Raw genomic sequence first — 26,692 nt, forward strand, 5'->3', positions numbered from 1 at the left:
CGCCGTGAAGACCATCAAGCCCCTGCGCCTGAGCGTCCTGACGCGACCCTTCCTGCGCGCGCAAAGCCAGCGTCTCGCACTCACCGTGATCGGCATGCACACCCTCGGCGAAGGGGGCGTGCTGCTGCCGGAGACGGAGCTCTGGAAGACCGTCTCTGCCGAACTGGGAAACCAGTCCGCGATCGATCTCGGCATTCCCAAGCTGCGGCCCGAATTCCTGGTGAGCGGCCAGGCCTACACCTGCCACCAGCAGGACAAGACACGCTGCGCGGTCGACCTGCGCGTCGGCACCTTGCGACGCCAGTTCCTCGTTTCGGGCGACCGCTACTGGCTGGATGGCCGCGCCACCGAGCCGCAGGCTTTCGACACCATGCGCCTGGACTGGCGCCACGCGTTCGGCGGCCCCGGCTTTGCCGCCAACCCCGCGGGCATCGGATACGCCCCCGAGATGGTCAACGGCCTGCTGGTGCAGCGGCTGCCCAACGTCGAACGCCCGGGCGATGGCATGGACCGCCCCGACCGCAGGCCGGTCCCGGCCTGCCCGGGTGCGATGGACGTCGATCTGCCCGAACGCCTGAAGCTGCTGGGAACGGACTACGGCGACCAGTGGCGCGAGACGCTCTACCCCGGCTTTGCACGCGACATGGACTGGCAGTTCTTCAACGCCGCGGCTGCGGAACAGCGCTGGAACGACGAACTGTCCATTCCCGCAGCCGCGCCCTACGATATCTGGAACATGCACCCAGAGCATGCGGTGCTGCGCGGACGGCTTCCGGATCTGCGCGCACGCGGCTTCGTGGCGAGAAAGTCTGCGCGGCCTCTTGCGCTGGAAGAGGTGCCGCTGCGGCTGACCACCGCCTGGTTCTTCCCGCACATGGCGCAGGTCATGCTGATCTTTCACGGCGAGACGCTCATCGTAGAGGACGATGCCGCGGATATCACGCATGTCATGCCGGCGATGGAGGCGGCAGACAGCCCGCTGCGCCCCCTCTCCCACTACGAGAAGGTCTTCGAGAATCGCTGCAACCTGGAGAAAGGCGCGATCCATGCGCTCCTCGACGAGGAACTGCTGCCGGCCTCGGCCATCGGCCCCTGGCTGGACCAGATCGACGCGCGCGAATCGATCCTGGCAAGGAACATCAAGGACAAGGGCGAGCGCCTGCGCGCCGAACTGACGGCGCGCGGCCTGGAGGCCGGCCACACGGCGCGCCATTTCCGGGAACGGCCCCTGCCGAAGCCTTTCGACAAGATGCCCACGCTGGCCGAACTGCCCGAGTTCATCGACAAGACACGCGCCTACCAGCGCGAACAGGAACGCAAGCTGGAGGAAGCCAGGCAGGAGGTCGCGAAGGCGGCCCGGGACAACGCATCCGAATCGCGCAAGGCGGGCTTCGACAGCAGCCGGATCACCGAGGAAAGCCAGAACGCGCAGCTCAAGGGCCCGCCGAAATTCGAGGCCGAGACGATCGTCGAGGGCCTGGCCGGCATCGCCGCGGCCACGGGCGCCCCGGCCATGAGCGCCGCCGAGCACGCCGAGCTGCAGGCCATGGGGCAGCGGGGCCGGCAGGACATGCTGGCGCTGTACCGCATGGCGGCCCACCACCAGGCCGCTGCCGATCCGATGGCTGCCGAACAGAATGCGCAGACGCGCGAACGCGTGCTCGCCGCCATGGCCGCGGACCGCGACCTGTCCGCCATGGACCTGACGGGCTGCGACCTGTCGGGCCTCGATCTGCGGGGCGCCCGCATGCACCAGGCCTTGCTCGAAGGCGCCCGCCTCCAGGGCACCCGCCTGGATGGCGCCGACCTGAGCCAGTCGGTGCTGGTGCGCGCCGACCTGCGCCAGGCCTCGTTGACGGGCTGCAACCTGGAGCGTGCCAACCTCAGCCTCGCGCGCTGCGAAGACACCAACTTCGCGCAGGCCCGCTTCGAGCGCACGCAGATGGAAAAGCTGCGCCTCGACGGCTGCTGTCTCGACGAAGCGAGGTGGAGCCATCTGTTGCTGCAGGGGATCGAACTCGCGGATTGCAGCCTGCGGCGCGCCGACCTCCGCTACGTGAGCATGGCCGAACACTGCCGGCTGGCGCGCTGCGACTTCGGCGAGGCACGCCTGGAAAAGGTGCTGTTCGTGCAGGCCGAATTCGAGTCGGTGGATTTTTCCGGCGCCACCGTCGAAGCCTGCAGCTGGGCCCACACGCCGCTGCACAAGGGCATCCGGTTTCGGCATGCCCTGCTCAAGACCACCAGCTTCGTCGGCACCACGGATCTTCGCGAGGCCGACTTCGAGGATGCCACGCTGGTGCATTGCACCCTGCGCGAGCTGCCTCTCGATGGCGCGAACTTCAGGCGGGCGACGCTCGATACCTGCGATTTCTCCTCCGCGTCGCTCAAGAGCGCGGACCTGCGCGCGGCGGCGGCGCCCGACAGCCTCTTCATCCGCGCCGATTTCACGCGTGCCTCCCTGCGGCTCGCCAATCTCATGAATGCCAACCTTCAGAAGGCCTGCCTGGTCGATGCCGACCTGGGCGAGGCCAACCTGTTCCGTGCCGATGTCTCCCAGATCCTCATCACCCCCGGCACGATCACCCTGGGTGCCCACATCGACCAGATAAAGACACTGCCCCGGCGCCCCGAGGCGGGCGGCGCGTGAATGCCGAGACGCTGGCAGCCCAGGTCCGCAACGGCGAGCCGATCCGCGAGAAGGACTTCAGCCACATGGACATGAGGGGCATCGACCTGCGCGGCGGCGTGTTCAGCGAATGCAGCTTCCGGGGCGTTCAGGCCGATGCCGCGCGCCTGGGCGAATCCCTCTTCGAGAAGTGCCGCTTCGACCAGGCGCAGTTGCCGGCGGCGGAACTGACGCGCACCGCCTTCCACGAGTGCAGCCTGCAGGATGCGGTGCTGGATGCGGCCTCCATGCCGCATTCGGTGTTCAGCGGCTGCACGCTGTGGGGCATTCGGCTGGAAGAGGCCTTCATGGACCAGGCGAACTTCCATCAAAGCGAGCTGCGCAACGCCTGCCTGGACCGTGCCAGCCTCGACAAGGCCGTGTTCTCCGAGTGCGACTTGACGGGCGCGTCCTTCAATGCGGTGGCCTTCTCGTCGACCATCTTCTTTCGCGCAGCGCTGGCGGGCACGCGCTACGCCGGAGCCAGCTTCACGAACGCGATTTTCAGCGAGGCGGATCTTGCGGGGCAGGACTTCTCCGGGCAGCAGTTCCACCTCTGCCAGTTCATCGATGCGGTGCTGGCGGCGTGCCGATTCCGCGATGCGCGCCTCACGCAGTGCAACTTCAAGGGGGCCGACCTGCGCAATGCGGTGCTGGCCGGGGCACAGGCCATGCAGTGCCTGTTTCCCGAGGCCGACCTGCGCGGCGTCGATGCGCGGGGCGGCCACTTCCAGCAGAGCATCTGGGTCGACGCCCATCTCGACGGCGCAGATTTCTCGCAGACGCAGCTCGAGCAAGGCGTCTTCCATCGCGCGCACTGCGGGCAGACCACATTCGCCGGCAGCCGCCTGGACTACGCCGATTTTTCCTACGCCTCGCTGGTCCAGGCCGACTTCCGCGATGCCGCTTTCCTGCGCACCGTGTTTCATCGCGCCGACCTGGACGGCGCGAGGTTCAGTACCCGCCTGGGTACGCTGGACCGGGACCCTGCGCTGCACGAAGCCGAGAAGGTGGCGCTCCAGCAACCCGAGCGCCCATCCCGCCTGGACCGCGACATCCATGGCCGCCGCCCCAAGAAAGAAAGCCCATGACCTCCACCCGGACCACCGACGGCCACACGATCGCCACTGCACGCCATGCAACGCAAGGCGTGCTGGATCCGCTCATGCAGCGCCCTTCGCATGCGGCCCGCGCGGACTCCGGCACGCGGACCGCCACGGTGATTGCCAGCGATGGCGATCCCTGGTTCGACGTCGACCTCGACGACGGCCAGGGATCGCTGCGCTGCCGGCGCGTCGCCAGCTGCCTGCTGCTGCCTGCGCCGGGCGATACGGTGCTGATCACCTCGACCCGCCAGGGCGACAGCTTCGTCATCGCGGTGGTCGTCCAGGCCGACCCGCGGCAGGCGACGCTGGCCGTGGACGGCGACCTGACGCTGGTGTCGCGCTCGGGTGGCATCCGCGCGCGCAGCGCCGGCCCGATGGCGCTGGAGTCGGACACCTCGATCGCCATGCAGTCGCCCGAGTGGCGCGCGCAGGCCCGGCGGGCCCATTGCGAGATCGGGGAGATGGACTACCAGGGCGCCCGCATCCGCTTCAGCGTGCTGGTGTCGCGCTTCGTCGGGCGCACTTGCGAGGTGGTGCTGGATCGCCTCAACCTGCTCACCCGCTCGAGCTTCCGCCTGACCGAGGAGATGGAACAGGTGCGTGCCGGCCAGATCGACATCCAGGCCGAAGAGACCCTGCGCCTGCATTCGAAGAACACGCTGCTGACCAGCAAGGGGCTGGTCAAGGTCGATGCCGAGCAGATCCACATGGGCTGAAAAAAAGGAGCACCGCATGTTCGCCAACTGCCAGATGATGGGCCTCGATCTCGCCTTCCCCGACGTCTGCAAGACGCCGCCGGCGCTGCCCATTCCCTACCCGAACTTCGCGCTCGGGCCCACGGCCATCCCCAACGCCTGGAACATCCTGTACGGCGGCGCGCCGGCGCACAACCTGGCCACCGTCACGCCCATCACCAACGGCGACAACGCGGGCGTGCTGATGGGCGTGGTGTCGCAGACGGTGATGGGCCCTTCGCGCCACATCACCGGCGCGTTCACCGTGCTGCTCAAGGGCACGCCCTGCACGCGCATGACCAGCCTGTCGGTGCAGAACCGCTGCAACATCGTCGGGATGCGGATCGTGCCCAGCCAGTTCAAGGTGCTGGTGCTGGCGGCCTGATTTTTTTATTCCGCCTTCACGCCCGCCGTGCGGATGACCTTGCCCCACTTGGCCGTCTCTGCCTTGATGAAGGCATCGAACTCCTCGGGCGTGCTGCCGGCCGGAATGGTGCCCATGGCGTCGAGCTTGGCGCGCGTCTCTTCGTTTTTGATGATGCGCGCGAGCTCGTCCGACATGCGCTTGACGATGTCGCGCGGCGTGCCGGCCGGCGCCAGCATGCCGGCCCAGGTGCTGCCGGTGAAGCCCGCGAAGCCCTGCTCGATGAAGGTCGGCACATCGGGCGCAGCGGCCAGGCGCTTGTCGCCCGCCACGCCGATGAGCCGCACCTTGCCCGCCTTGGCCTGGTTGATGAGGCCCGTGGGTGCATCGAAGAACAGCTGGATCTGGCCGCCCATCAGGTCCGTGAGCGCAGGCACTGCGCCGCGGTACGGAATGTGGATCATGTAGGTCTGCGTGAGCGACTTCCACAGCTCGGTCGTCAGGTGCGCGGCCGAGCCGTTGCCCGACGAGCCGAAGCTCACCTTGCCGGGATTGGCGCGCGCGTAGTCGATGAGTTCGCGCGCGGTCTTGAACGGTGCATTGATGTTGACCGCGGCCAGCAGCGGCGAGATGCCCATCAGCGAGACGCCCGCCAGGTCCTTTTGCGGGTCGTAGGGCAGCTTGGGGTACAGCGTGGTGTTGGCCGCATAGGCCGCGATCACGACGCCGAAGGTGCTGCCGTCGGGCGGTGCCTTGGCAATGGCATCGACGCCGATCAGGCTGTTGGCACCGGGCTTGTTGTCGACCAGCACCGGCTGGCCGAGCCGCGCCTGCAGGCCCACCTGCACCAGCCGCGCCATCTGGTCCGTGAACCCGCCCGGCGTGTAGGGCACGATGATGCGGATCGGCTTGTTCGGCCACGCGCTCTGTGCCAGCACGGGCATCGGAACAGTCGCAGCGGCAGCGGCGGCAAGGGTGAATCGGCGGCGTGAAATGCGGGCCTGCGGCATGGATGGCGGCTTTCTCTGGACAAGAATGATCCGGCCATTCTCGAAGCCGCTGCGCCGCCGACCCCTCAGGGTTTGCCCCGGCGGGGCCTGTTCAGAGCGGCAGGATGTCGCGCGTGCGACCGCCGGTTGCGAGCCAGGCTTCGAACTCGTCCGACAGCCGCTCGGCCTCGCGCGTGGCACGGCTCCATGCGCTGATGCGCGCCTGCGCGTCGTTCGCAAAGTGGATGAAGTCCTTGCGGTCGGGCAGCTTGCCGTTGGGCAGCGAGCGCACCCAATCGGCATCGGGCGCGAGCACCACCATGCGGTCCAGAAAGCTGGTGGACCGGTGGCGCCAGCGCAGGCCCTTGTCGAGCCAGCCCGGCACCACCGCACGCTGGAAATGCGGGTACAGCACGATGCCTTCGTCGGCCGGCTGGTAGTCCAGGTGCAGGTGGTAGTCGGTGATGCCGCCGTCCCAGTACGCACCGCGCGGCGCGCCGGGAATGTCGTGCACCGCGGCCAGGAGAAACGGAATGGAGCACGAGGCCTGCAGCACCAGGTTGAAGTTCTCTTCGCTGAGCGCGTGCTGGCGCGTGCGGAAATCTTTCGTGCCGAAAGGCAAGGCCGCGCCGGGCGTGGAAAACACGCAGCGCTCCAGCCATGCACCCAGCCCCTTGCGATGCAGGCTGTTGGTGGCAAAGGCGCCCAGGTAGCCGACCGGCGTGCGTGCCCTGCCCTCGCGCCCGAGGATGTGGCGGCCGCGCGAAGTCACCACGTGGAGCTTGTAGCGCGCATGGCCCAGCACCTCGCCGATGCGCCCGCCGTAGAAGTCGGCCAGACTGTCGGCAAAGCGCTCGCTGAGCTGCTGCGGGCTCAGGCGCTTCTGCCCCGGCGGTACTTCGAACTGCTGGCGCACGTAGTCGTGCTCGAAACGCGCAAAGGCTTTCTGCGGATCCGCGAGGCAGGCCGTGGCCAGCCGCCACGCACCGATCGACGCGCCCACCAGGTGCACCGGCTGGCTCGACTGCGCGAGCCAGCGTCCGAAGATGAAGCGATCGAGCGGCCCAAGGATCAGGCCCTTGGGGCCGCCCGCCGCGCCGGGAATGGTACGCACGTCCTGCGGGCGCAGGCCGTGCTGTTCGATGTGCTTGCGGGCGGCGGGGCCGGCGTAGATGCGCAGGGCTTTCATGCCACCCTTTGCTCGGAAATGACATCCATGTGCAAAGAAGGCATCCGGACTTCTCTCATTGATCCGGCGCAACACCCCGCCTGCGTGCTTCACCTCTCCGCAGAACGAGGAGCTCGCTACGCGCAGGCGCGAAAAGCAGCAACTCCTTGATCGAGGGAGTGGCCGCAGTGGCCTCTTCGCCTTCGGGTTGAGCGCCTTCTTTCGATTGCCCGCTCGGACAGGCATTCGGACGATCGATGACGCGCACCTTCGTGATTGGGACTGGCTGGCGGCTCATTGCACTCACTCCCTCGGCCCGGTTTCTGACTTGCTCGGCAACTTGATCGCCCCGTTCGCTACGAGATGACGCTCTCAATGAATACTACTTGCGCAACCCCTGCAGCTTGGCAAACGCACTCGCCATCTGCCCCGCGGGCTGCGGCGAATTGTCGCGGCGCGGGCCCTGCTGCTGGCCGCGGCCAGCGCCCTCGAAACGGTTGTCGCGCGGGCCGTCGCGGCGCGCGGGCGCCGCGTCGAGCTTCATCGACAGGCCGATGCGCTTGCGCGCCACGTCCACTTCCATCACCTTGACCTTGACGATGTCGCCGGTCTTGACGACCTCGCGCGCATCGTTCACGAACTTGTGGCTCAGCTGGCTCACGTGCACCAGGCCGTCCTGGTGCACGCCCAGGTCGATGAAGGCGCCGAACTGCGCCACGTTGCTCACGGTGCCTTCGAGGATCATGCCCTCGACGAGGTCCTTGATGTCGTCCACGCCATCGTTGAAGCGCGCCACCTTGAAGTCGGGGCGCGGGTCGCGGCCGGGCTTCTCGAGTTCGCCGAGGATGTCCTTGACCGTGATGACGCCGAACTTCTCGTTCGCGAACAGCTCGGGCTTCAGGGTCTTGAGCATCTCGGCGCGGCCCATCAGCTCGGCAATGGGCTTGCCGGTCTTGACGATGATCTGCTCGACCAGCGGATAGGTTTCGGGGTGCACGCCGGTCACGTCGAGCGGGTCGGCGCCGCCGCGGATGCGCAAAAAGCCCGCGCTCTGCTCGAAGGCCTTGGGGCCGAAGCCGCTCACGTCGAGCAGCTGCTTGCGCGTGGAGAACGCGCCATTGGCTTCGCGCCAGCGCACCACCGCCTTGGCCACGCTGGCCGACAGGCCCGAGACGCGGCTCAGGAGCGGCACGCTTGCGGTGTTGAGGTCCACGCCCACCGAGTTCACGCAGTCTTCCACCACCGCCTGCAGCGTGCGCGCGAGTTCGCTCTGGTTCACGTCGTGCTGGTACTGGCCCACGCCGATGCTCTTGGGGTCGATCTTCACGAGCTCGGCCAGCGGGTCCTGCAGGCGGCGCGCAATGCTGGCGGCGCCGCGCAGGCTCACGTCCACGTCGGGCATTTCCTGCGAGGCGAATTCGCTGGCCGAATAGACGGAAGCGCCGGCCTCGCTCACCACCACCTTGTCGACCGTCATCTCGGGTGCGCCGGCCTGCGCGGCCATCTTGGCGAGCAGCTTGATCAGGTCGGCGGCGAGCTTGTCGGTCTCGCGGCTGGCGGTGCCGTTGCCGATCGCGATCAGGTTCACGCCGTGCTTGGCGCACAGCTTGCCGAGCGTGTGCAGCGAGCCTTCCCAGTCCTTGCGCGGCTCGTGCGGGAACACGGTGGCGGTCTCGACCAGCTTGCCGGTGGCATCGACCACGGCCACCTTCACGCCGGTGCGGATGCCGGGGTCCAGCCCCATCACGACGCGCGGGCCGGCCGGTGCGGCCAGCAGCAGGTCGCGCAGGTTGTCGGCAAACACCTTGATCGCCACCTTCTCGGCCTCTTCGCGCAGGCGGGTGAACAGGTCGCGCTCAGTGGAAAGCGCGAGCTTCACGCGCCAGGTCCAGGCCACGCACTTGCGCAGCAGGTCGTCGGCCGCGCGGCCGGCGTGGCTCCAGCCCAGGTGCAGCGCGATGCGGCCTTCGGCGACGCTGGGCTTGCCCGGCTCGGGCTCCACCGGCAGCACCAGCTTGGCGTCGAGGATGTCGAGCGCGCGGCCGCGGAACACCGCCAGTGCGCGGTGCGAAGGCACGCGGCCGATGGGCTCGTCGTAGTCGAAGTAGTCGCGGAACTTGGCGACATCGGCGTTGTTCTCGTCCTTGCCGGCCATCAGCGTGGACTTGAGCAGGCCTTCGTTCCAGAGCCATTCGCGCAGGCTCTGCACCAGCGCTGCATCCTCGGCCCAGCGTTCGGAGAGGATGTCGCGCACGCCGTCGAGCACGGCGGGAACGGTCGAGAAATCGGGGCCCGGCTTGCCGTCGTCGAGCGTGGTGGCGGGCTGCAGGAAGGCCTTGGCTTCCACGGCGGGGTCGAGCGTGGGGTCGGCCAGCAGCTTGTCGGCGAGCGGCTCGATGCCGAACTCGCGCGCGATCTGGCCCTTGGTGCGGCGCTTCTGCTTGAACGGCAGGTACAGGTCCTCGAGCTCCTGCTTGGTCGGCGCGAATTCGATGGCGGCGCGCAGTTCGGGCGTGAGCTTGCCCTGCTCGTCGATGCTCTTCAACACCGCGGCGCGGCGGTCTTCGAGTTCGCGCAGGTACGAAAGGCGCGCCTCGAGTTCGCGCAGCTGGATGTCGTCGAGGCCGTCGGTCACTTCCTTGCGGTAGCGGGCAATGAACGGAACCGTGGCACCGCCATCGAGCAGTTCGATGGCCGCCTTCACCTGGTGCTCGCCTACCTTGATCTCGGCGGCGAGCTGGCGAATGATTTTTTGCATGTCGGAGGGGATCCCTGGAACTGGCGACGCCGTTCGGACGCCTTGCGGATAAAGCGCGGAAGTTTGCCATAGGGTGCGGCCGCTCCACGCGCTCCGGCGCCCGCGCAAATGCAGGCGCTAGTGGTAAACCACTATGGGCCTAATTGGTATGCCACGCAAAATGTGGTCTAACCACTTTGATCCGCCATGGCCCTCAAGCTCATTCACCCGTCCTCCGAAGCGATGTCGAAGATCGGCCAACCTCCAATGGAGAAGCCGTACCAGCGCCTGGCTGCCAGTATCCATGAATTGGTCAAACAGGGTGAGTTTCTGGTCGGCCAGCGGCTGCCCTCCGAACGGGCGCTGGCGGAGCGCTTCGACGTGAGCCGCACCTCGGTGCGCGAGGCCATCATTGCGCTGGAGCTGCAGGGCGTGGTCGAGGTGCGCGGTGGCTCGGGCATCTACATCTGCCAGCCGCAGGACGCGCCCACGCGGCTGCCGATGGCCCAGGAGACCGGCGCCGGCCCCTTCGAACTGCTGCGCGCGCGCTGCCTGATCGAGTCCGAGATCGCCTCGCTGGCGGCCACCACGCGCAAGGACGCCGACCTCGACAAGATGTTCGGCGCGCTCGCCACCATGCGCGAGCAGATGCACGACAAGGAAGCCAACGAGGCGGCCGACCGCATGTACCACCTGCACATTGCCGAATCCACCGGCAACAGCGTGCTGCTGCAGACGGTGACGAATCTCTGGGACCAGGCCAAGGGCCCGATCTGGACGCAGATCGAGCAGCACTTCCATTCGCCCGCACTGCGCCTCCAGTCGCAGGACGACCACCAGCGCATCTTTGCCGCGATCGTCTCGGGCGATGCCGAGGCCGCGCGGCTGGCCATGCGGGCGCACCTGGAACGCGTGATCGGCGAGTTCGCCCAGAGCTGGCGCTAGGCACCTGCCCCGCGCGCGGCGGCCCCGGCGCGCTTGACCCTTTCAAAAAAAGACGGAGACACGAACCATGAAGCCCAAACTCGCCCGCGGCCTGGCCGCACTGCTGCTCGCCGGCAGCTTCGGCGCCGTCCAGGCGCAGGAACCGCCCGCGCCCGGCGCGAGCCCGCGCATCGACGCCATCCGCAAGGCCGGCGAACTGCGCGTCGGCGTGCTGCAGAACGCGCCTTGGCTGATCGAGAACACCACCGGCAACGGCGAGCCCTGGAGCGGCCCGGCCTGGCTGCTGGCCAAGGAGTACGCCCGCCTGCTCGGCGTCAAGCTCAGCACGGTGCCGGTGTCGCACGAGACCAAGGTGCCGGTGCTGGCATCGAACCAGGTCGACATGACCATCAGCCCGCTGGGCGAAACGCCCGAGCGCTTGAAGGTGGTCGACTTCGTCGTCTATTCCGCCACCAGCGTGTGCATGTTCGGCCGTGCCGACAACGCCAAGCTGGCCAAGGCCGCATCAGTGGACGACCTCAACCGGCCCGAGGTGACGATCGCCTACTTCACCGGCGGCGCCGAGGAAGGCTGGGTCAAGGAACGCTTCCCCAAGGCCAGGCTGCGCGCCGTGGCCAGCTCTGGCGCCACCGCGCCGGTGGAGGAAATCATGGCGCGCCGCGCCGATGCGGCACCGATCAACCGCGTGCCGTGGGTCGGGCTGCAGCACAAGGTCAAGGGCCTCGCGGTGCTGCCCAAGGAAAACAACTGCCAGGGCAGCACCGAGAAGGCCTCGCCGGTCGGCCTGGCCGTCGACAAGAACCAGCCCGCCTACCTCGAATGGCTGCGGCAGGTCGCCAAGGCCCGCAAGGCGCAGCTCGACGCCGACGAGGCCCGCGTGATCGGCGCACTGAAATAAGCAAGCAAGTCACACATCAAGCCAACAGAAAACCGGAGACCTTCATGCCACACATCCCCCGCACTTTCCTCGGCCGCAAGCTGGCCCGCGCAGCACTCGCGGCCGCCCTGGCCGGCAGCTGCCTCGGCGCACTGGCGCAGACGCCGCCGCCACCCGGCGCGAGCCCGCGCATCGACGCCATCCGCAAGGCCGGCGTGCTGCGCGTGGGCGTGGTCAACAACCCGCCCTGGCTCGCGCAGAACACCGCGGGCGACGGCGAGCCGTGGTCCGGCCCGTCGTGGACGCTGGGCAAGGAGTTTGCGAAGCTCCTGGGCGTGAAGGTGGAGCCCGTGCCGGTGAGCCACGAGACCAAGGTGCCGTCGCTCACGGCCAACCAGATGGACATCATGATCGGGCCGCTGAACGAGACCGCGGAGCGCGCGAAGATCATCGACTTCGTCACCTTCTCGAGCACCGGCGTGTGCATGTTCGGCCGCGCCGACAACCCGAAGTTCACCAGCGCGCGCACGCTGGAAGACTTCAACAAGCCCGAGATCACCATGGCGTATTTCTCGGGCGCGGGCGAGGAGCCGCTGGTGCGCCAGCAGTTCGCGAAGGCCAAGCTGCGCGGCGTGGCCAACTCCGGTTCGGTCGCGCCCATCGAAGAGGTGCTGGCCGGCCGCTCCGACGTGGCGCCGCTCAACCGCATGCTGTGGCCCAACATCAGCAAGAAGGTCAAGGGACTGGCCGTGTTCCCCAAGGAGAACGACTGCCAGGACAGCAAGATCTTCCAGATCCAGACCGGCATGGGCGTGGCGAAGGACCAGCAGGTGTACCTCGACTGGCTGCGCGCCGTGGCCCAGCGCATGCAGCCCGCGCTCAGCGAAGAAGAGCGCCGCATGACGCAGAACCTGAAGTAACGCCATGCTGAACTGCGAAATCCACGGCGCGCTCGACCTGCGCCTTGCCGAACGCCCGGCCGAACCGCTGGCGCCCACCCAGGTGCGCGTGGCCGTCAAGGCGGTCGGCATCTGCGGCTCCGACCTGCACTACTACCGCCACGGCCGCGTCGGCGACTTCGTGATCCGCGCGCCGCTGACGCCGGGGCACGAGGCCTCGGGCCAGGTCATCGAAGTGGGCGCGCAGGTGAGCTCGGTGAAGCCGGGCGACCGCGTGGCCCTCAACCCGTCGCGCACCTGCGGCGTCTGCCGCTTCTGCCGCGCGGGCGCTTCCAACCACTGCGAGAACGTGCACTTCTTCGGCAGCGCCAGCCGCTGGCCCCACATGCAGGGCGCGATGCGCGAGCAGGTGGTGGTGGAGGCCACGCAGTGCCTCATCGTGCCCGACACGCTGTCGTTCGAGCTGGCCGCCTTCGGCGAGCCGCTGGCCGTGGCACTGCATGCGGTGCAGGAGGCCGGCTCGCTGCTCGGCAAGACGGTGATGGTGGTGGGCGCGGGGCCGATCGGCGCGCTGATCCTCATGGCCGCGAAGCTCGCGGGCGCGAGCCAGCTGATTGCGGTGGATATCGTGGACGAGACGCTCGCGGCCTGCACCCGCGTCGGCGCGACGCGCACCATCAACGCGGCCACGCAGCCCGATGCGCTGCAGGCATTGGCCGCGGACAAGGGACAGGTCGATGCGTGCTTCGAGGTTTCGGGCCACTACGACGGCCTGGCCAATTGCATCCGGTCGACGCGCCCGCGCGGCACCATCGTGCAGGTGGGCACGCTTGGCGGCAACAGCGAGGGCTGCCCGTTCAACCAGGTCATGGTCAAGAGCCTGCACCTGGTCGGCAGCTTCCGCTTCGTCGACGAATACGCATGGGCGGTGGACTACCTGAGCCGCGGCCTGCTGGACGTGTCGCCCCTGCTGACCGAGGCGGTGCCGGTGGCACGCGTGCACGACGCCTTCGCGCTGGCGGCGGACCGGCACCGCGCGATGAAGGTGCTCGTCACGTTCTGAGGGCGGGGTCGCTTGATCCTGCCGCCCTTCCCTCTCCCGCGGAGCTTCCATGGAATTCGACTTTTCCCCGATTGCCGACAACTGGCGCTTCTTCGCCAGCGGCCTGGGCGTGACGGTCGCGCTGAGCCTGATCAGCGCAGTCACCAGCATCCTCGCGGGCCTGGCGATCGCGCTGCTGCGGCTGTACGGCCCCGGCTGGCTGCGCCGGCTGCTCGTGTTCTACATCGACTCGATGCGCGCCATTCCGGTGCTGGTGGTGCTGGTGTGGATGTACTTTGCGTTCCCGCTGCTCGTGGGCTTCACCTTCGCGCCGTTCTGGGCCGCGGTGATCGCGCTGACGCTGCACATCGCGGCCTATGCGGCCGAGGTGATCCGCGCGGGCATCGAGTCGATCCGACCGGGCCAGACGCGCGCCGCATTGGCGCTGGGCATGTCGCGTGCGCAGCTGCTGCGCAAGGTGCTGCTGCCGCAGGCCACCATCCGCATGCTGCCGGCCTTCGGCTCGATCCTCACCATCGCCATCAAGGACACGGCCATTGCCACCGTGATTGCCGTGCCCGAGCTGATGCACCGCGCCGAAACGGTGGCGGGCCAGAGCTACCGGCCGGTGGAAGTGTTCACCGCGGTGATGGTGGCGTACTTCGCGATCCTGTTCCCGGTCACGCGCGGCATCGACCGGCTCTACCACCGCGTCGCGCACCTGGGGCGTTCATGATGAAGAGGGCCATCCCATGACTTTCGACTGGTCCGTGATCTGGACGCACCGCCAGGCCTTGCTCGAAGGCGCGGCGCTCACCGTGGGCCTCACGGTGCTGACCATGCTGCTGGCCGTGCCGGGCGGCATCGTGCTGGCACTGATGCGGCTGTCGTCCAACAAGCTGCTGCAGTCGGCCTCGCTCGGCTTCGTGGAGTTCTTCCGCAACCTGCCGCTGATCCTGGTGATCTACTGGGTCTTCTACGTGATGCCGATGGCGGTGGACTTCCAGCTGTCGCCGCTCGTCACCGCGCTGGTGGCGCTGGTGCTCAACATCTCGGCCTACAACGCCGAGACCTTCCGCGCCGGCATCAACTCCATCCGCAAGGGGCAGCTGGAGGCGGCGCTTGCCATGGGCATGTCGCGCCGCCAGGCCATGTTCAAGGTGGTCATTCCGCAGGCGGGCCGCCGCATCCTGCCGGTGATCGCGAGCACCTGGGTCTCGCTCTTCAAGGACACCTCGCTGGTGTCCGTCATCGCCGTGAGCGAACTGGCCTACACGGCGATGCAGATCCGCGCGCAGACCTTCCGCGTGCTGGAAATGCTCACCGCCATGGCCGTCCTCTACTGGCTGATGGGCTACCCGCAGGCCAAGCTGGTGGACTGGATCCACCGCACATATGGAGTCAAGGAATGAACAACGACATCGCCCGCGCCCCGGCGCGCAAGAACGCCGACCAGCCGCCGGTGCTGGTCTATGAAGAGGTGCGCAAGCTCTATGGCGACTTCGTGGCGCTCGATGGCGTCTCGCTGCAGGTCCACAAGGGCGAGGTGATGTGCCTGATCGGCCCTTCGGGCTCGGGCAAGTCGACCCTGCTGCGCTGTACCAACGCGCTGGAAACCATCAACGGCGGGCGCGTGCTGATCGACGGCGTGCCGCTGCCCGCGCAGGAATCGGCGGTGCGCAAGGTGCGCCAGCGCATGGGCATGGTGTTCCAGAGCTTCGAGCTGTTTCCGCACAAGTCGGCGCTCGACAACGTGGCCATGGGCCCCATCACCGTGCTGGGCATGCGCGAGTCCGAGGCCAAGGCACGTGCCATGGCGCTGCTCGAGAAGGTCGGCCTGTCGGCCAAGGCCGGCAACTTTCCGGCCAATCTCTCGGGCGGCCAGCAGCAGCGCGTGGCCATCGCCCGCGCGCTGGCCATGGAGCCCGAAGTGATGCTGTTCGACGAGCCCACCTCCGCGCTCGACCCCGAGACCGTGGGCGAAGTGCTCAGCGTGATGCAGAAGCTCGCGCAGGAGGGCATGACCATGATCGTGGTCACGCATGAAATGGGCTTTGCGCGGCGCGTGGCCGACTGGGTGGTGGTGTTCGAGTCCGGCGCCATCATCGAACAGGGCCCGCCGGCGCAGATCTTCGAGCACCCCACCGTGGAGCGCACGCGCGACTTCCTCGGCCACCTCGGCTGGAACGGCTGACGACGCACGAACGCTGCCGCCGCCCCCGCCATCTCTCTTGCTTCAACCATGAAAATCACCAACGCCCGCGTCATCGTCTGCAGCCCCGGCCGCAACTTCGTCACCCTCAAGATCGAAACCGACGAGGGCCTGACCGGCATCGGCGACGCCACGCTCAACGGGCGCGAACTCTCCGTGGCCGCCTACCTCACAGAGCACGTCATTCCCTGCCTGATCGGGCGCGACGCGCACCAGATCGAGGACATCTGGCAGTACCTCTACAAGGGCGCCTACTGGCGCCGCGGCCCGGTCACCATGACCGCCATCGCCGCCGTGGACACCGCCTTGTGGGACATCAAGGCCAAGGCCGCCGGCCTGCCGCTGTACCAGCTGCTGGGCGGCAAGAGCCGCACCGGCGTGATGGTCTACGGCCATGCCAACGGCAGCGACATCGAGCACACGGTGGACGAGGTGCTGCGCTATGCGGACGCCGGCTACAAGGCCATCCGCGCGCAAAGCGGCGTGCCGGGGCTGGAGAAGGTCTACGGCGTGGGCAAGGGCACGCTGTTCTACGAACCGGCCGATGCCGACCTGCCCTCCGAGCACGACTGGTCCACCGAGAAGTACCTGCGCCACACGCCCAAGCTGTTCGAGCGCATCCGCGAGAAGCTGGGCTTCGAGCACCACCTGCTGCACGACGTGCACCACCGCCTGACGCCGATCGAGGCCGGGCGCCTGGGCAAGGCGCTGGAGCCCTACAACCTTTTCTGGATGGAAGACGCGACGCCGGCCGAGAACCAGGACGCCTTCCGCCTGATCCGCCAGCACACCACCACGCCGCTGGCGGTGGGCGAGATCTTCAACTCCATCTGGGACTGCAAGGCGCTCATCGAGAACCAGCTGATCGACTACGTGCGCGCCACCGTGGTCCACGCCGGCGGCATCACGCACCTGCGCCGCATTGCCGACCTGGCCTCGCTCTACCAGGTGCGCACCGGCTGCCACGGCGCCACCGATCTGTCGCCGGTGTGCATGGGCGCGGCGCTGCACTTCGACCTGTGGGTGCCGAACTTCGGCATCCAGGAATACATGCGCCACACCGAGGAAACCGACGCCGTGTTCCCGCACGCCTACACCTTCGACCAGGGCATGCTCTACCCGGGCGACGTGCCCGGCCACGGCGTGGAGATCGACGAGGCGCTGGCCGCGAAGTACCCCTACAAGCGCGCCTACCTGCCGGTGAACCGCCTGCAGCACGACGGCACGCTGTGGAACTGGTGAGCGCCATGACCAGGCTGAATGCCGAGATGCTGGCCGCGCTGCCGCCCGCGGTGTCACGCCCCGCCTACGACCGCGCCACGCTCGAGGCCGGCATCGTCCACCTGGGTGTGGGCGCATTCCAGCGCGGGCACCTGGCCGCCGTCAACGAAGCCGCACTGCATGCGAGCGGCGACTTGCGCTGGGGCATTGCGGGCGTGTCGCTGCGCAGCCCCGACACGCGCGATGCGCTCGCGCCCCAGGACGGCCTCTACACGCTCACGCTGCGCGACGTGGACGAGGCCGGCACGCCGCGCGCGTCGCTGCAGGTCATCGGCTGCCTGCTCGGCGTGCAGGTCGCGCCCGAGGACCCGGCGGCGGTGCTCGCGCGCATCGCCCATCCCGCGACCCGCATCGTGAGCCTCACCGTGACGGAAAAGGGCTACTGCCACGACCCCGCCACCGGTGCGCTGCGTGCCGACCATCCCGACGTGCTGCACGACCTCGCGCGCCCCGATGCGCCGCGCGGCACGCTCGGCTTCGTGGTCTCGGGCCTGCGCCTGCGGCAGCTGCGCGGGCTCGCACCGGTCACGCTGCTGTCGCTCGACAACCTGCCGTCCAACGGCCATCTGCTGCGCGGCCTGGTATTGGACTTCGCGCAGCGCGTCGATCCGCAGCTGGCACGCTGGATCGCCGAGCACTGCAGCTTTCCCTGCTCGATGGTGGACCGCATCGTGCCGCGCACCACCGACGCCGACCGCGCGCAGGTCAACGCCGCGCTCGGCCTGGAGGACGCCTGGCCTGTGGTCGGCGAGCGTTTTCTCGAATGGGTGGTGGAAGACGATTTCGCGGCCGGCCGCCCGGCATGGGATGCCGGCGGCGCCCGCTTCGTGCCCGACGCGCGGCCCTTCGAGACGCTCAAGCTGCGCATGGTCAACGGCGCGCATTCGGCGCTTGCGTACCTGGGCGCGATGGCAGGGCTCGACACCGTGGACCGCGCCGTCGCCACGCCGGCCCTGCACCGCTACCTCGACCGCCTGATGCGCGAGGAGATCGCACCCACGCTGCCGGCGCTGCCCGGCCTCGACCTCGATGCCTACCGCCGGCGCCTGCTCGAACGCTTCGCCAACCCGGCGCTCGCGCACCGCACCGCGCAGATCGCGATGGACGGCTCGCAGAAGCTGCCGCAGCGCCTGCTGGGCACGGTGCGCGACCGCCTGGCCGCGGGTGCTCCGATCGACCGTCTTGCACTCGCCGTCGCGGCCTGGCTGCACTACCTGCGCGGCATCGACGAACTGGGCCGCCGCCACGAGATCCAGGACCCGCTCGCCGATGCGCTGGCCGAACGCTGCGCTGCGGCCGAACGCGCGGCGGCCGCGTCCGCGCCGGCACAGGCCGACGAAGCGCGCGTGGCCGTGTTCGCGGCCTTCGCGCCGGTGTTCGGCAACGACCTGGGGAGCAATCCGCGCTTCGTCTCGGCCGTGGCCACGCAGCTGCGTGCGTTGCGCGAACTCGGCGTGCACAAGACACTGGCCGACCAGCCCTGAGCCAGCGCGCATCGGCCCGCGGTCACAATGCCGTGGCCATGCGCTTCTTCATCCGCCTCCTGCGCGCCCTTGCCGCGGCGCTGCTCGTTCCCATCCTGCTGTTCGAAGAATGGGGCTGGGAGCCGCTCGCCGCGCTGGTGCGCCGCCTCGCGCGGCTGCCGCTCTGGGCGCGGCTCGAACACCGGCTGCGCGAACTGCCGCCGTGGGGCGCGCTGCTCGCGTTCCTGCTGCCGGTGCTGCTGCTGCTGCCGGTCAAGGTGCTCGCGCTCTTCCTGTTCGGCCGCGGCCATGCCGCGAGCGGCGTGACGGTGCTGGTCGCCGCCAAGCTGATCGGCACCGCCTTCGTGGCGCGCATCTTCCAGCTGGTCGAGCCCGCGCTCATGCGCATTCCGTTGTTCGCCCGCTGGTATCCGCGCTGGAAAGCCTGGAAGGACCATGTGCTGACGCTCGTCCGCGAGAGCCGGCCATGGCGCGTGGTGCGAGCCCTCAACCGCCGGCTCGCACGTGGATGGCGGCGACTGCGCGGGGGGTGACTGCTTATTTTTACCCGGGTATATTGTGTTTTTAGTTTTACCCGGATAATATATGGCGCATGAACATGCCCCAGGAGACGAGGCGCGCCCTCGCCAGGAAATACAAGGAAACGGTCCGCCCCGCGGGCGTCTTCGCCATCCGCAATACGCTCAGCGGCCGCCTCTACGTGGCCGGCAGTCTCGATGTGGAGGGAGCGATGAACCGCGCCCGCTTCGAACTCGGCCTGCGCTCGCATCGCAACAAGGCACTGGTGCGCGACTGGGCCGCGCATGGTGCGGCCAACTTCAGCTTCGAGGTGATCGACCGCGTCAAGGAGCGCGACGACCCGGCCTTCGACCGCGCCGCGGAACTCGAAAAACTCCTCGTGCTCTGGCGCGAGGAGCTTCAATGCCACGGCGACCGGGGCTACGACGCGCCATGAGCATCGATCCGCTGGACCTGTGCCTCAACATCGGCCGTGCCCACGCCAGCCTGAACCTGAAGCTCCAGGAGCATCTGGGCGCCTTCCATGGCCTGGACTACGAAGACTTCACGCTGCTTCATCGGCTGCTGGGCGCCGAAGGCGGCCGCATGCCCACGGCCGAGCTTGCGCGATCCCTCGGGTTGCCGGTCTCGGCGTTGATTCGCAAAATGGTCCTGCTCGAAAAAACGGGCCTCGCCGAACGCACGGCCGGCGCGAATGGAAGCGGCCGCCACGCAGCCATCCGCCCCGGCGGCAGAAAATTGATGCAAGCTGCCGTCACGACCGCCGACGCAATCTGCGCCGATGCGGTGAAATCGCTGGCTCCGCAAAGCCTGCTGCAAATCAGCGCTGCGCTCCTTGCGCTTTGCCGCGACGACACACCGTACGACCGAAGAAACCCGACATGCCATCCGACACGCCACCCGGCAACCTGATAGTTTTTGCCGACTTCAAATGCATCGCCCAGGGAAGCACCGCCGACGTGCTCGCGCAACTGCGCGAGCGCAAGGACGACACGCCCTACCTGGTGTTCAACGAACAGACCGGTGAACTGCTCGACTTCGACCTGCACAACCGGGCCGGCGCCGTGGCGCATGCGGCCAGCGCCGAGACCGCCGAGGAAGCCCCGCGCGGCGTGGGCCGCCCCAAGCTCGGCGTGGTCGCGCGCGAAGTCACCCTGCTGCCGCGCCACTGGGATTGGCTCAACCGCCAGCCCGGCGGCGCCTCGGTCGCACTGCGGCGGCTGGTCCAGGAAGCGAGCCGCGTCAACGCCGACCGCGACGCCGTGCGCGCATCGCGCGAAGCCGCCTACCGCTTCATGACCGCGATCGCCGGCGCCCTGCCCGGCTTCGAGGAAGCCACGCGCGCGCTGTTCGCGGGCGAACGCGAGCGCTTCGAGGCGCTGATCGGCTCCTGGCCCGCGGACCTGCGCAGCCACCTTCAAAAATTGTCTGCCGCCGGCTGGAGCACCACCGCATGAGAGCAAGCCCTGAAAACGCAGCCACCGGCCAGAGCGGCCTGCACGGCACGCCGGTGGCGCCCGTGGGCGCACCGCGCGCGCTGTGGAAGACCTTCCTTTTCTTCCTGGCGCCGATGCTGCTCAGCAACATCCTGCAGTCGATGTCGGGCACCATCAACAACATCTACATCGGCCAGATGATCGGTGTCGGCGCGCTGGCGGCCGTGTCGAGCTTCTTTCCGGTGATGTTCTTCTTCATCGCCTTCGTCATCGGCCTGGGCGCCGGGGCCTCGGTGCTGATCGGCCAGGCCTGGGGCGCGCGCGATGCCGCCAAGGCCAAGGCCATCGCGGGCACGGCGCTGTCGGTGGGCATCCTGCTCGGGCTGGCGGTGGCCGTGTTCGGCGGCGCCTTCACGACGCCGCTCTTGTCCTTCCTGGGCACGCCGCCCGACGTGCTGGCCGACTCCACGCGCTATGCGCGCATCATGCTGATCGCGATGCCGGGGCTGTTCGTGTTCCTGCTTTCCACCGCGATGCTGCGCGGCGTCGGCGACACGGTCACGCCGCTGCTCACGCTGCTGATCTCCACCGGAACCGGCCTGGTCGTCACGCCCGCGCTGATCCGCGGCTGGGGCGGCCTGCCGCAGCTGGGCGTTGCGAGCGCGGCCTGGGCCTCGGTGCTGGCCTTCGTGCTTGCCACGCTGTGGCTGGGCTGGCGCCTGCGCCGCCGCGGCAGCCCGCTGGCGCCCGATGCGGAGTTCATCCGCCACCTGCGCATCGACCCCAAGCTGCTGAAGGCCGTGCTGAAGGTGGGCATACCCACGGGCGTGCAGATGATCGTGGTGGCGCTGGCCGAGGTGGCGCTGCTCTCGCTGGTCAACAGCTATGGCTCCAGCGCGACCGCGGCCTACGGCGCGGTGAACCAGGTGGTGGCCTACGTGCAGTTCCCGGCCATCTCGATCGCCATCACGGCGTCCATTCTTGGCGCGCAGGCCATCGGCGCGGGCCGGGCCGACCGGCTGGGCGCCATCGCCAAGACCGCGCTGCTGATGAACCTGGTGCTCACGGGCGGCCTGGTGCTGCTGGGCTACCTGTTCTCGCGCCACCTCATGGGTTTCTTCATCACCAGCGCGCCGGTGATCGAGATCGCGCAGACGCTCTTGCACATCATGCTGTGGAGCCTGGTGATCTTCGGCATGGCCTCGGCCATCTCGGGGATCATGCGCGCCAGCGGCTCGGTGCTGGTGCCCACGGCCGTCTCGATCCTGTGCCTGATCGGCATCGAGGTGCCCGTGGCCTGGTTCATGAGCCACCGCATCGGGCTCAACGGCATCTGGTGGGCCTATCCCGTGACCTTCGGCGCGATGCTGCTGCTGCAGACGGCCTACTACCGGCTGGTGTGGCGCAAGAAGGCGATCCGCCGGCTGGTGTAGGGCCGCGGGGCCGGCGCTTGCTCACTCGCCGTCGAAGGCTTTCTGCGCCGCGGCGAGGTCGAGCTTGATCATCTTCATCATCGCCCGCATTGCGCGCGCGGCCTTGGCCGAATCCTTGTCCTGGAACATCCGGATCATCGCCATGGGCACGACCTGCCACGACACGCCGTAGCGGTCGGTGAGCCAGCCGCACTGCACCGGCTGGCCGCCGCCCTCGAGCAGCCTGTCCCAGTAGTGGTCCACTTCGGCCTGTGTCTCGCACTGCACGAGCATCGAGATGGCCGGTGTGAACTTGTACTCCGGCCCGCCGTTGAGCACCATGAACGACTGCCCGTCGAGCTCGAAGGTGGCGGTCAGCAACGAACCCTTGAGGCTCGGATTGGTGTCGCCCCAGAACAGCCGGTCGGTGACGCGCGAGTTCGGAAAGATCGAACTGTAGAACTTGAGCGCGTCTTCGCCGTTGCCGTCGAACCAGAGGCAGGGAATGATCTTCTGCATGGGAATCTCCTGGGTCTTTGATAATGAACCTGAAGGTTCAGTATCGAGGCGATGCGAGGTGCTTGTCAACCCTTCGGGCTCGCCGGCAGTACGACGCGGAATCCCACGCCCTGGTTCAAAAGGCCCTCGGTCACTTCCACCCTGCCCCCCATGCGGCCGGCAGCCTGCCTGACGATGGCAAGGCCCAGGCCCGAACCGCTCGCTTCGTGTCCCGATCCGCGATAGAAGCGCTCGAACACCTGCTCATGCTCGGCCGCCGGAATACCGGGGCCGTCGTCGGCCACCGTGAGCACCAAGCCTGCCGGGTCTTCGGTGCGAAGCGTCACGGTCACGTGTGCACCGCCGTGCACATACTGGACCGCGTTGTTGAGCAGGTTCTCCAATATCGACTGGAACGCCGGCACGTCGATGGGCGCGTTCAGGCTGTCCGGCGCATCGAATGTCAGCTCGACGCCGCGCGCCATGGCCCGCGGCGCCGCCTGTGCGAGGACCTCGCGGGCCAGCTGCGCAACGTCGACGCGTTTCGGCACCGCGGGCTGGGCATCGTCCAGCAGCGCAAGATCGAGCAGCTGCTGCGTCAGGTGCGAGGCCCGCGCGATCGCCTGCTCCAGATGAGCCTGGGCACGGCCGCGGCTCTCGCTGCTGTCCGCGCCCGCCAGCGCATGCGCCTGCGCCGCAATGACCGCCATCGGCGTTCGCAGTTCGTGCGCGGCGTCGTGCACGAACGCACGCTCGCGCGCCACCTTGTCGCGCAGCTGCTGCAGCATGCGTTCGATTGCGGATGTCAGCGGCCTGAGTTCCGCATAGGGCGGATCGACGCCCAGCGGCGAAAGGTCGGATGCCTTTCGATGCCCGATGCCGTCGGCCAGGCGGCGCAATGGCCGCAATCCGTGCTTCACCGCAAACCAGACCGGCAGCAGCACGATGGGAAAGGCGAGCAGCAGATAGGGCAGCACGCTGCGCGTGTTGTTGGGCAGCACCTTGACGAAGGTGCGCTCGGGCTCTGCAATGCGCAGCGACCAGCGCGGCGTTTCGTCCTGGTACACCCAGTACGGCTCGCCATCGATGTGCTGCGTTGCCACCTTTCGCAACGGCCCGGGCAGGATCTCGCTGCGCAGTTCCGGCGACGAATGAATCAGCTTTCCGCCGCGGTCCGACAGCTGGAACCGGAGCGTCCCCGCCGGGTTGCCGCTGATCCGCATGCTCTTGTAGATCGTTTCGGCCGAGGCGATCACGGCGCGCGCGCGCGCTTCGTCATCGAGCTGCGAGATCGCCTGCGTCAACGACCTGCCGAGCCGGCTCAACCCCTGGTCGACGGTCAACGACTGCCGGAAGTTGATATACATGTACGCCTGCAATGCCAGCAGCACGAAGACGAAGGCCAGCAGCACCGCAAGAAACACACGCTGCACGAGCGAGGGGCGCCAAAGCCTGCTCATGGCACGAGCATGTAGCCCACGCCGCGCACGGTGTGCACCATGGCACCGCCGATCTTGCGCCGCAGGTTGGACACATGCACCTCCACCGCGGCGAAATCCACCGGCTCGCCCAGGGGCTCCAGCTTTTGCGCGAGCACGCCCTTGGCAACCACTGCGCCCGGCTCGCGCGCCAGCTCGAGCAGCAGCCGGAACTCGCGCGGCGACAGTTCCAGCGGCTCGCCGTTCAGCGACGCCACGTGCCGGCGCGGTTCGATGGACAGCGTGCCCAGGGTCCATACCTCGCTGGCCTGCCGCGCCGAGCGGCGCAGCACGGCGCGAATGCGCGAAATCAGCTCGGCGGTGGCGAAGGGCTTGATCACGAAATCGTCCGCGCCTCCGTCGAGCCCGGCCAGCCTGTCTTCCACCGCCGAACGGGCGGTGATCACGATGACGGGGAGGCTGCTGCCCCCGCGCCGCCAGCGTGCGAGCAGCTCAAGGCCATTGCCGTCGGGCAGCGACAGGTCGAGCAGCACGCAGTCGAATGCGCTCCCGTCCAGTTCGCGTGGCGCATCCGCCGCCCGCCGGCGCCATTCGCTGCTCAGGCCGTCGACCTTGAGCGCGGCCTGCAGGGCGCGGCCAAGTTCAAGGTCGTCTTCGATCAGCAGGATGTGCACCCGGCCATTGTGCGCGAGCGAACCTTTGGCAAAGCCAAAGGTTGCGGCCCGCAGAATCCAGGCGCGGACAAGGCCGCACGCCAGAACATTCACGAGGGACCCCAAAGCATGAGAAACATCAGGACCCCCAGCGGTTGGTACGCCGCTCTTGCAGCCATGTGCAGCGCCGCGGCACTGCTTGCCGGCTGCGCCACCGGCCCCACGCACCCCGCGCTGGTGTCGGCGCGGCAGGACAACACGCTCCCGCCGCTCGTGCCGATGCGGCGTTTCGTGGCGAACATCGATGCGGTCAACGGCCATGTTCTCTCGCCCGATGGACAACAGCTTGCGTGGGTGCAGGCGGTCGGTACCGATGTGGGACTTGGCGTGCGCAAGACCTCCGATGCGGCCGAGGTCAAAAGCCCCAGCACCCGCACCTTTGCGACCGGCACGCTCGCGCGGCCCTTCGTGTCGGGGCCAACCTACATGTGGCTGCCCGACAGCCGCCACCTGGCCTACCTCAAGGACTTCACGGGCGACGAGAACACGCAGATCTTCGTGCTCGACACCGAGGCTCCGGGCGCCAGGCCCTGGGCCGTCACGCCCTGGCCGGGCGTGCGCTCGGCCATGCTGGGATGGGGCGCGCCGGGCAGCGCCAGTTTCCTGTTCGCGAACAATCAGCGGGACCGCTCCAGCATGGATCTTTTCGAAGGCGATGCCCGCACGCGCACCGTGCGCGAAATTGCGCGCAGCGAGCCCGACAGCCGCGTGCTGGCCTGGTTCATCGACACCCGGCGCGAACTCGCGGGCCGCATGCGGCAGCTCGGAAGCGCGGACGGCTCCGACCGGCTTCTGGAACTGCGCCAGCCCGACGGCAGCTGGCGCGCCTTCCGGACGGTGAAGGCATTCGATTCCTTCTGGCCGCAGCGCATCGATCTCGCCGCGGGGCGGCTCTGGGCATTGACGAATGTGGGGCGCGACAAGCTTGCGCTGGTCGAGGTCGATCTTGCCAACGGCACGGAGAAGCTGCTCGCGGAAGATGCCGAGGTCGACCTTGACTACGGCGTGTTCCCGCCGCAGCAGGGAGCGCCGCTGGCGTATGTTTCCGAACCCGGCCGTCCCCGCATCTCCTACCTCGACACCGCACTGGCCAGCGAAGTGGCCGGCGCCGTGAAGACGGCCCGGGAGCGCGGCTGGCTGGAGGCCGAACCCGTCATCACGCGGCCCGCGAGCATGGCCAACGACGTGCGCCGCATCGTGCTGCGCTCGACCACCGAGAACGAACGCGTCGAACTGCTGCTGGACCGCACGAGCGGCCAGCTCACGCGCCTCACGCCGCCGCGCGAGCCGACGGCCGACCTCTTCTCGCCCATGGAACCCTTCTCCTTCAAGGCATCGGATGGTCTCATCGTGCATGGCTATCTCGTGCGGCCGCTCGGGGTAAAAGGGCCCGCGCCGCTGGTGGTCGACATCCACGGCGGCCCCTGGGGCCGCGACTCATGGCAATCTGCCGGCTTTACACCCACGCAGATGCTGGCGAACCGAGGCTATGCCGTCCTCAACGTGAACTACCGCGGCTCCGGCGGCTACGGGCGCGCCTTCATGATGGCGGGCGCGCGCGAAACCAGCGGCCGGCTTCAGCGCGACATTGCCGAGGCCGTGCAATGGGCCATCGACCAGGGCGTGGCCGACCCCAAGCGCATGGCCGTGCTCGGCGGCAGCTTCGGCGGGTTCTCGGTGCTCGCCCAACTGATCCAGAAGCCGCACGACTACCGGTGCGGCATCGACGTGGTGGGCGTCGCCAACTGGCCCCGCGTGATCGAGAACTGGCCGCCCTTCTGGCGCAACCGCCACTACTTCGCACTCTTCTTCGGCGACGTGAACAAACCGGAGGAACGCGCACGCATGCTGCAGGACTCGCCCATCTCGCAGATCGACCGCATCACCGCGCCGTTGCTGGTGATTCATGGTGCCAACGACGTACGCGTGCTGCGGCAGGACTCGGACGACGTGGTGGCCACGCTCCAGAAGCTCGGCCGGCCGGTCGAGTACATGAGCTTTCCCGATGAGGGGCACAGCGTGCGCAAGTGGCGCAACCGGCTCGCGCAATGGCGAAAGATCGAGGACACCCTGGCGGTGTGCCTTGGCGGGCGCAGCAACGGGTTCGACTTCTACGAACTGATGCCCCGGCAATAGTCCTCGTGGCGCCGGGGCGCGGCGCGGCTTTTT

25 protein-coding genes are annotated in these 26,692 nt (G+C 68.2%); 19 read left to right on the plus strand and 6 right to left on the minus strand.

Features of this window, described 5'->3' with window-relative positions:
- The first annotated feature begins 4 nt into the window (after positions 1-4).
- Genes AC1DMS_RS03430 through AC1DMS_RS03445 form a run of 4 tightly spaced genes read left to right on the plus strand, consistent with a single transcriptional unit; the run spans position 5 to position 4,893 of the window.
- Positions 5-2,650, plus strand: coding sequence for a DUF2169 family type VI secretion system accessory protein (locus tag AC1DMS_RS03430; RefSeq protein WP_478180652.1), 2,646 nt, complete (start codon positions 5-7; stop codon positions 2,648-2,650).
- Complete coding sequence (locus AC1DMS_RS03435; RefSeq protein WP_478180653.1) at positions 2,647-3,759, plus strand: pentapeptide repeat-containing protein; 1,113 nt, start codon at positions 2,647-2,649, stop codon at positions 3,757-3,759. Before AC1DMS_RS03430 ends, AC1DMS_RS03435 begins: the two co-directional genes overlap by 4 nt.
- Positions 3,756-4,490 carry a DUF3540 domain-containing protein gene (locus AC1DMS_RS03440; RefSeq protein ID WP_478180654.1) on the plus strand — a complete coding sequence of 245 codons (735 nt, stop codon included), beginning with the start codon at positions 3,756-3,758 and terminating at the stop codon, positions 4,488-4,490. Before AC1DMS_RS03435 ends, AC1DMS_RS03440 begins: the two co-directional genes overlap by 4 nt.
- A 16-nt stretch (positions 4,491-4,506) precedes the next feature.
- The gene (locus tag AC1DMS_RS03445; protein ID WP_012747972.1) at positions 4,507-4,893 is read left to right on the plus strand and encodes a DUF4150 domain-containing protein; all 387 of its coding nucleotides are present in this window, start codon (positions 4,507-4,509) and stop codon (positions 4,891-4,893) included.
- Between the two features lie 5 nt (positions 4,894-4,898).
- Here AC1DMS_RS03445 and AC1DMS_RS03450 read toward each other — a convergent pair whose 3' ends face one another.
- From AC1DMS_RS03450 to AC1DMS_RS03460, 3 genes are all read right to left on the minus strand, one after another.
- Positions 4,899-5,882: a tripartite tricarboxylate transporter substrate binding protein gene (locus AC1DMS_RS03450; protein ID WP_020610575.1), complete on the minus strand. Its 984-nt coding sequence runs from the start codon at positions 5,880-5,882 to the stop codon at positions 4,899-4,901.
- Positions 5,883-5,973: 91 nt separating this feature from the next.
- The gene (locus tag AC1DMS_RS03455) at positions 5,974-7,050 is read right to left on the minus strand and encodes a patatin-like phospholipase family protein (RefSeq protein ID WP_478180655.1); all 1,077 of its coding nucleotides are present in this window, start codon (positions 7,048-7,050) and stop codon (positions 5,974-5,976) included.
- Between the two features lie 361 nt (positions 7,051-7,411).
- Entirely contained in the window at positions 7,412-9,787 is a 2,376-nt protein-coding gene (locus AC1DMS_RS03460; protein WP_369663021.1) for a Tex family protein, read from the minus strand.
- Positions 9,788-9,973: 186 nt separating this feature from the next.
- Between AC1DMS_RS03460 and AC1DMS_RS03465 the strand changes: the two genes are divergently transcribed.
- From AC1DMS_RS03465 to AC1DMS_RS03530, 14 genes are all read left to right on the plus strand, one after another.
- A complete protein-coding gene (locus AC1DMS_RS03465) occupies positions 9,974-10,711 on the plus strand; it encodes a FadR/GntR family transcriptional regulator (protein ID WP_478180656.1) in 738 nt (245 codons plus the stop codon).
- A 67-nt stretch (positions 10,712-10,778) separates the two neighbouring features.
- The gene (locus AC1DMS_RS03470) at positions 10,779-11,609 is read left to right on the plus strand and encodes a substrate-binding periplasmic protein (protein ID WP_018904449.1); all 831 of its coding nucleotides are present in this window, start codon (positions 10,779-10,781) and stop codon (positions 11,607-11,609) included.
- A 44-nt stretch (positions 11,610-11,653) separates the two neighbouring features.
- Positions 11,654-12,508: a substrate-binding periplasmic protein gene (locus AC1DMS_RS03475; protein ID WP_027729616.1), complete on the plus strand. Its 855-nt coding sequence runs from the start codon at positions 11,654-11,656 to the stop codon at positions 12,506-12,508.
- A 4-nt stretch (positions 12,509-12,512) separates the two neighbouring features.
- Positions 12,513-13,550 (plus strand): L-idonate 5-dehydrogenase, encoded by a 1,038-nt coding sequence (locus AC1DMS_RS03480; RefSeq protein WP_027729615.1) that lies wholly within the window; start codon positions 12,513-12,515, stop codon positions 13,548-13,550.
- Between the two features lie 49 nt (positions 13,551-13,599).
- Entirely contained in the window at positions 13,600-14,265 is a 666-nt protein-coding gene (locus AC1DMS_RS03485; RefSeq protein ID WP_012747982.1) for an amino acid ABC transporter permease, read from the plus strand.
- Between the two features lie 16 nt (positions 14,266-14,281).
- Positions 14,282-14,941 carry an amino acid ABC transporter permease gene (locus AC1DMS_RS03490; RefSeq protein ID WP_027729614.1) on the plus strand — a complete coding sequence of 220 codons (660 nt, stop codon included), beginning with the start codon at positions 14,282-14,284 and terminating at the stop codon, positions 14,939-14,941.
- Complete coding sequence (locus AC1DMS_RS03495; RefSeq protein ID WP_478180657.1) at positions 14,938-15,723, plus strand: amino acid ABC transporter ATP-binding protein; 786 nt, start codon at positions 14,938-14,940, stop codon at positions 15,721-15,723. The genes AC1DMS_RS03490 and AC1DMS_RS03495 overlap by 4 nt, the downstream gene beginning before the upstream one ends.
- A 48-nt stretch (positions 15,724-15,771) precedes the next feature.
- Positions 15,772-16,983, plus strand: coding sequence for a D-mannonate dehydratase ManD (manD, locus tag AC1DMS_RS03500; RefSeq protein WP_436287719.1), 1,212 nt, complete (start codon positions 15,772-15,774; stop codon positions 16,981-16,983).
- A 5-nt stretch (positions 16,984-16,988) separates the two neighbouring features.
- Complete coding sequence (locus tag AC1DMS_RS03505; protein WP_478180658.1) at positions 16,989-18,506, plus strand: mannitol dehydrogenase family protein; 1,518 nt, start codon at positions 16,989-16,991, stop codon at positions 18,504-18,506.
- Positions 18,507-18,544: 38 nt separating this feature from the next.
- Positions 18,545-19,039, plus strand: coding sequence for a hypothetical protein (locus tag AC1DMS_RS03510; protein WP_478180659.1), 495 nt, complete (start codon positions 18,545-18,547; stop codon positions 19,037-19,039).
- A 59-nt stretch (positions 19,040-19,098) separates the two neighbouring features.
- Complete coding sequence (locus tag AC1DMS_RS03515; protein ID WP_012747988.1) at positions 19,099-19,461, plus strand: GIY-YIG nuclease family protein; 363 nt, start codon at positions 19,099-19,101, stop codon at positions 19,459-19,461.
- Positions 19,458-19,937 carry an AsnC family transcriptional regulator gene (locus AC1DMS_RS03520; RefSeq protein ID WP_436311162.1) on the plus strand — a complete coding sequence of 160 codons (480 nt, stop codon included), beginning with the start codon at positions 19,458-19,460 and terminating at the stop codon, positions 19,935-19,937. Before AC1DMS_RS03515 ends, AC1DMS_RS03520 begins: the two co-directional genes overlap by 4 nt.
- Positions 19,907-20,482, plus strand: a complete 576-nt coding sequence (locus AC1DMS_RS03525) for a DUF2239 family protein (RefSeq protein WP_478180660.1) — start codon at positions 19,907-19,909, stop codon at positions 20,480-20,482. The genes AC1DMS_RS03520 and AC1DMS_RS03525 overlap by 31 nt, the downstream gene beginning before the upstream one ends.
- Positions 20,479-21,894: an MATE family efflux transporter gene (locus AC1DMS_RS03530; RefSeq protein ID WP_478180661.1), complete on the plus strand. Its 1,416-nt coding sequence runs from the start codon at positions 20,479-20,481 to the stop codon at positions 21,892-21,894. The genes AC1DMS_RS03525 and AC1DMS_RS03530 overlap by 4 nt, the downstream gene beginning before the upstream one ends.
- Positions 21,895-21,915: 21 nt before the next feature.
- Here the strand turns inward: AC1DMS_RS03530 and AC1DMS_RS03535 are convergent, their stop codons facing one another.
- The 3 genes from AC1DMS_RS03535 to AC1DMS_RS03545 form a co-directional block, all read right to left on the minus strand.
- Positions 21,916-22,392 (minus strand): VOC family protein, encoded by a 477-nt coding sequence (locus AC1DMS_RS03535; RefSeq protein ID WP_012747992.1) that lies wholly within the window; start codon positions 22,390-22,392, stop codon positions 21,916-21,918.
- A 65-nt stretch (positions 22,393-22,457) separates the two neighbouring features.
- The gene (locus AC1DMS_RS03540; RefSeq protein WP_478180662.1) at positions 22,458-23,831 is read right to left on the minus strand and encodes a sensor histidine kinase; all 1,374 of its coding nucleotides are present in this window, start codon (positions 23,829-23,831) and stop codon (positions 22,458-22,460) included.
- Entirely contained in the window at positions 23,828-24,484 is a 657-nt protein-coding gene (locus tag AC1DMS_RS03545) for a response regulator (RefSeq protein WP_026283990.1), read from the minus strand. Before AC1DMS_RS03545 ends, AC1DMS_RS03540 begins: the two co-directional genes overlap by 4 nt.
- Positions 24,485-24,592: 108 nt before the next feature.
- Between AC1DMS_RS03545 and AC1DMS_RS03550 the strand changes: the two genes are divergently transcribed.
- Positions 24,593-26,659, plus strand: a complete 2,067-nt coding sequence (locus AC1DMS_RS03550) for a S9 family peptidase (RefSeq protein WP_478180663.1) — start codon at positions 24,593-24,595, stop codon at positions 26,657-26,659.
- Positions 26,660-26,692: the final 33 nt, after the last annotated feature.

The organism is Variovorax sp. 05T418, assembly GCF_056396385.1.

Excerpts from the sequence above, each read along its gene's own strand:
- AC1DMS_RS03470 (WP_018904449.1), top strand. The coding sequence starts at position 10,779 with ATGAAGCCCAAACTCGCCCGCGGCCTGGCCGCACTGCTGCTCGCCGGC.
- AC1DMS_RS03450 (WP_020610575.1), bottom strand. The coding sequence starts at position 5,882 with ATGCCGCAGGCCCGCATTTCACGCCGCCGATTCACCCTTGCCGCCGCT.
- AC1DMS_RS03480 (WP_027729615.1), top strand. The coding sequence starts at position 12,513 with ATGCTGAACTGCGAAATCCACGGCGCGCTCGACCTGCGCCTTGCCGAA.
- AC1DMS_RS03490 (WP_027729614.1), top strand. The coding sequence starts at position 14,282 with ATGACTTTCGACTGGTCCGTGATCTGGACGCACCGCCAGGCCTTGCTC.
- AC1DMS_RS03445 (WP_012747972.1), top strand. The coding sequence starts at position 4,507 with ATGTTCGCCAACTGCCAGATGATGGGCCTCGATCTCGCCTTCCCCGAC.
- AC1DMS_RS03475 (WP_027729616.1), top strand. The coding sequence starts at position 11,654 with ATGCCACACATCCCCCGCACTTTCCTCGGCCGCAAGCTGGCCCGCGCA.
- AC1DMS_RS03510 (WP_478180659.1), top strand. The coding sequence starts at position 18,545 with ATGCGCTTCTTCATCCGCCTCCTGCGCGCCCTTGCCGCGGCGCTGCTC.
- AC1DMS_RS03550 (WP_478180663.1), top strand. The coding sequence starts at position 24,593 with ATGAGAAACATCAGGACCCCCAGCGGTTGGTACGCCGCTCTTGCAGCC.
- AC1DMS_RS03455 (WP_478180655.1), bottom strand. The coding sequence starts at position 7,050 with ATGAAAGCCCTGCGCATCTACGCCGGCCCCGCCGCCCGCAAGCACATC.
- manD (WP_436287719.1), top strand. The coding sequence starts at position 15,772 with ATGAAAATCACCAACGCCCGCGTCATCGTCTGCAGCCCCGGCCGCAAC.
- AC1DMS_RS03440 (WP_478180654.1), top strand. The coding sequence starts at position 3,756 with ATGACCTCCACCCGGACCACCGACGGCCACACGATCGCCACTGCACGC.
- AC1DMS_RS03520 (WP_436311162.1), top strand. The coding sequence starts at position 19,458 with ATGAGCATCGATCCGCTGGACCTGTGCCTCAACATCGGCCGTGCCCAC.
- AC1DMS_RS03535 (WP_012747992.1), bottom strand. The coding sequence starts at position 22,392 with ATGCAGAAGATCATTCCCTGCCTCTGGTTCGACGGCAACGGCGAAGAC.
- AC1DMS_RS03540 (WP_478180662.1), bottom strand. The coding sequence starts at position 23,831 with ATGAGCAGGCTTTGGCGCCCCTCGCTCGTGCAGCGTGTGTTTCTTGCG.
- AC1DMS_RS03525 (WP_478180660.1), top strand. The coding sequence starts at position 19,907 with ATGCCATCCGACACGCCACCCGGCAACCTGATAGTTTTTGCCGACTTC.
- AC1DMS_RS03465 (WP_478180656.1), top strand. The coding sequence starts at position 9,974 with ATGGCCCTCAAGCTCATTCACCCGTCCTCCGAAGCGATGTCGAAGATC.
- AC1DMS_RS03505 (WP_478180658.1), top strand. The coding sequence starts at position 16,989 with ATGACCAGGCTGAATGCCGAGATGCTGGCCGCGCTGCCGCCCGCGGTG.
- AC1DMS_RS03485 (WP_012747982.1), top strand. The coding sequence starts at position 13,600 with ATGGAATTCGACTTTTCCCCGATTGCCGACAACTGGCGCTTCTTCGCC.
- AC1DMS_RS03515 (WP_012747988.1), top strand. The coding sequence starts at position 19,099 with ATGAACATGCCCCAGGAGACGAGGCGCGCCCTCGCCAGGAAATACAAG.
- AC1DMS_RS03530 (WP_478180661.1), top strand. The coding sequence starts at position 20,479 with ATGAGAGCAAGCCCTGAAAACGCAGCCACCGGCCAGAGCGGCCTGCAC.
- AC1DMS_RS03495 (WP_478180657.1), top strand. The coding sequence starts at position 14,938 with ATGAACAACGACATCGCCCGCGCCCCGGCGCGCAAGAACGCCGACCAG.
- AC1DMS_RS03460 (WP_369663021.1), bottom strand. The coding sequence starts at position 9,787 with ATGCAAAAAATCATTCGCCAGCTCGCCGCCGAGATCAAGGTAGGCGAG.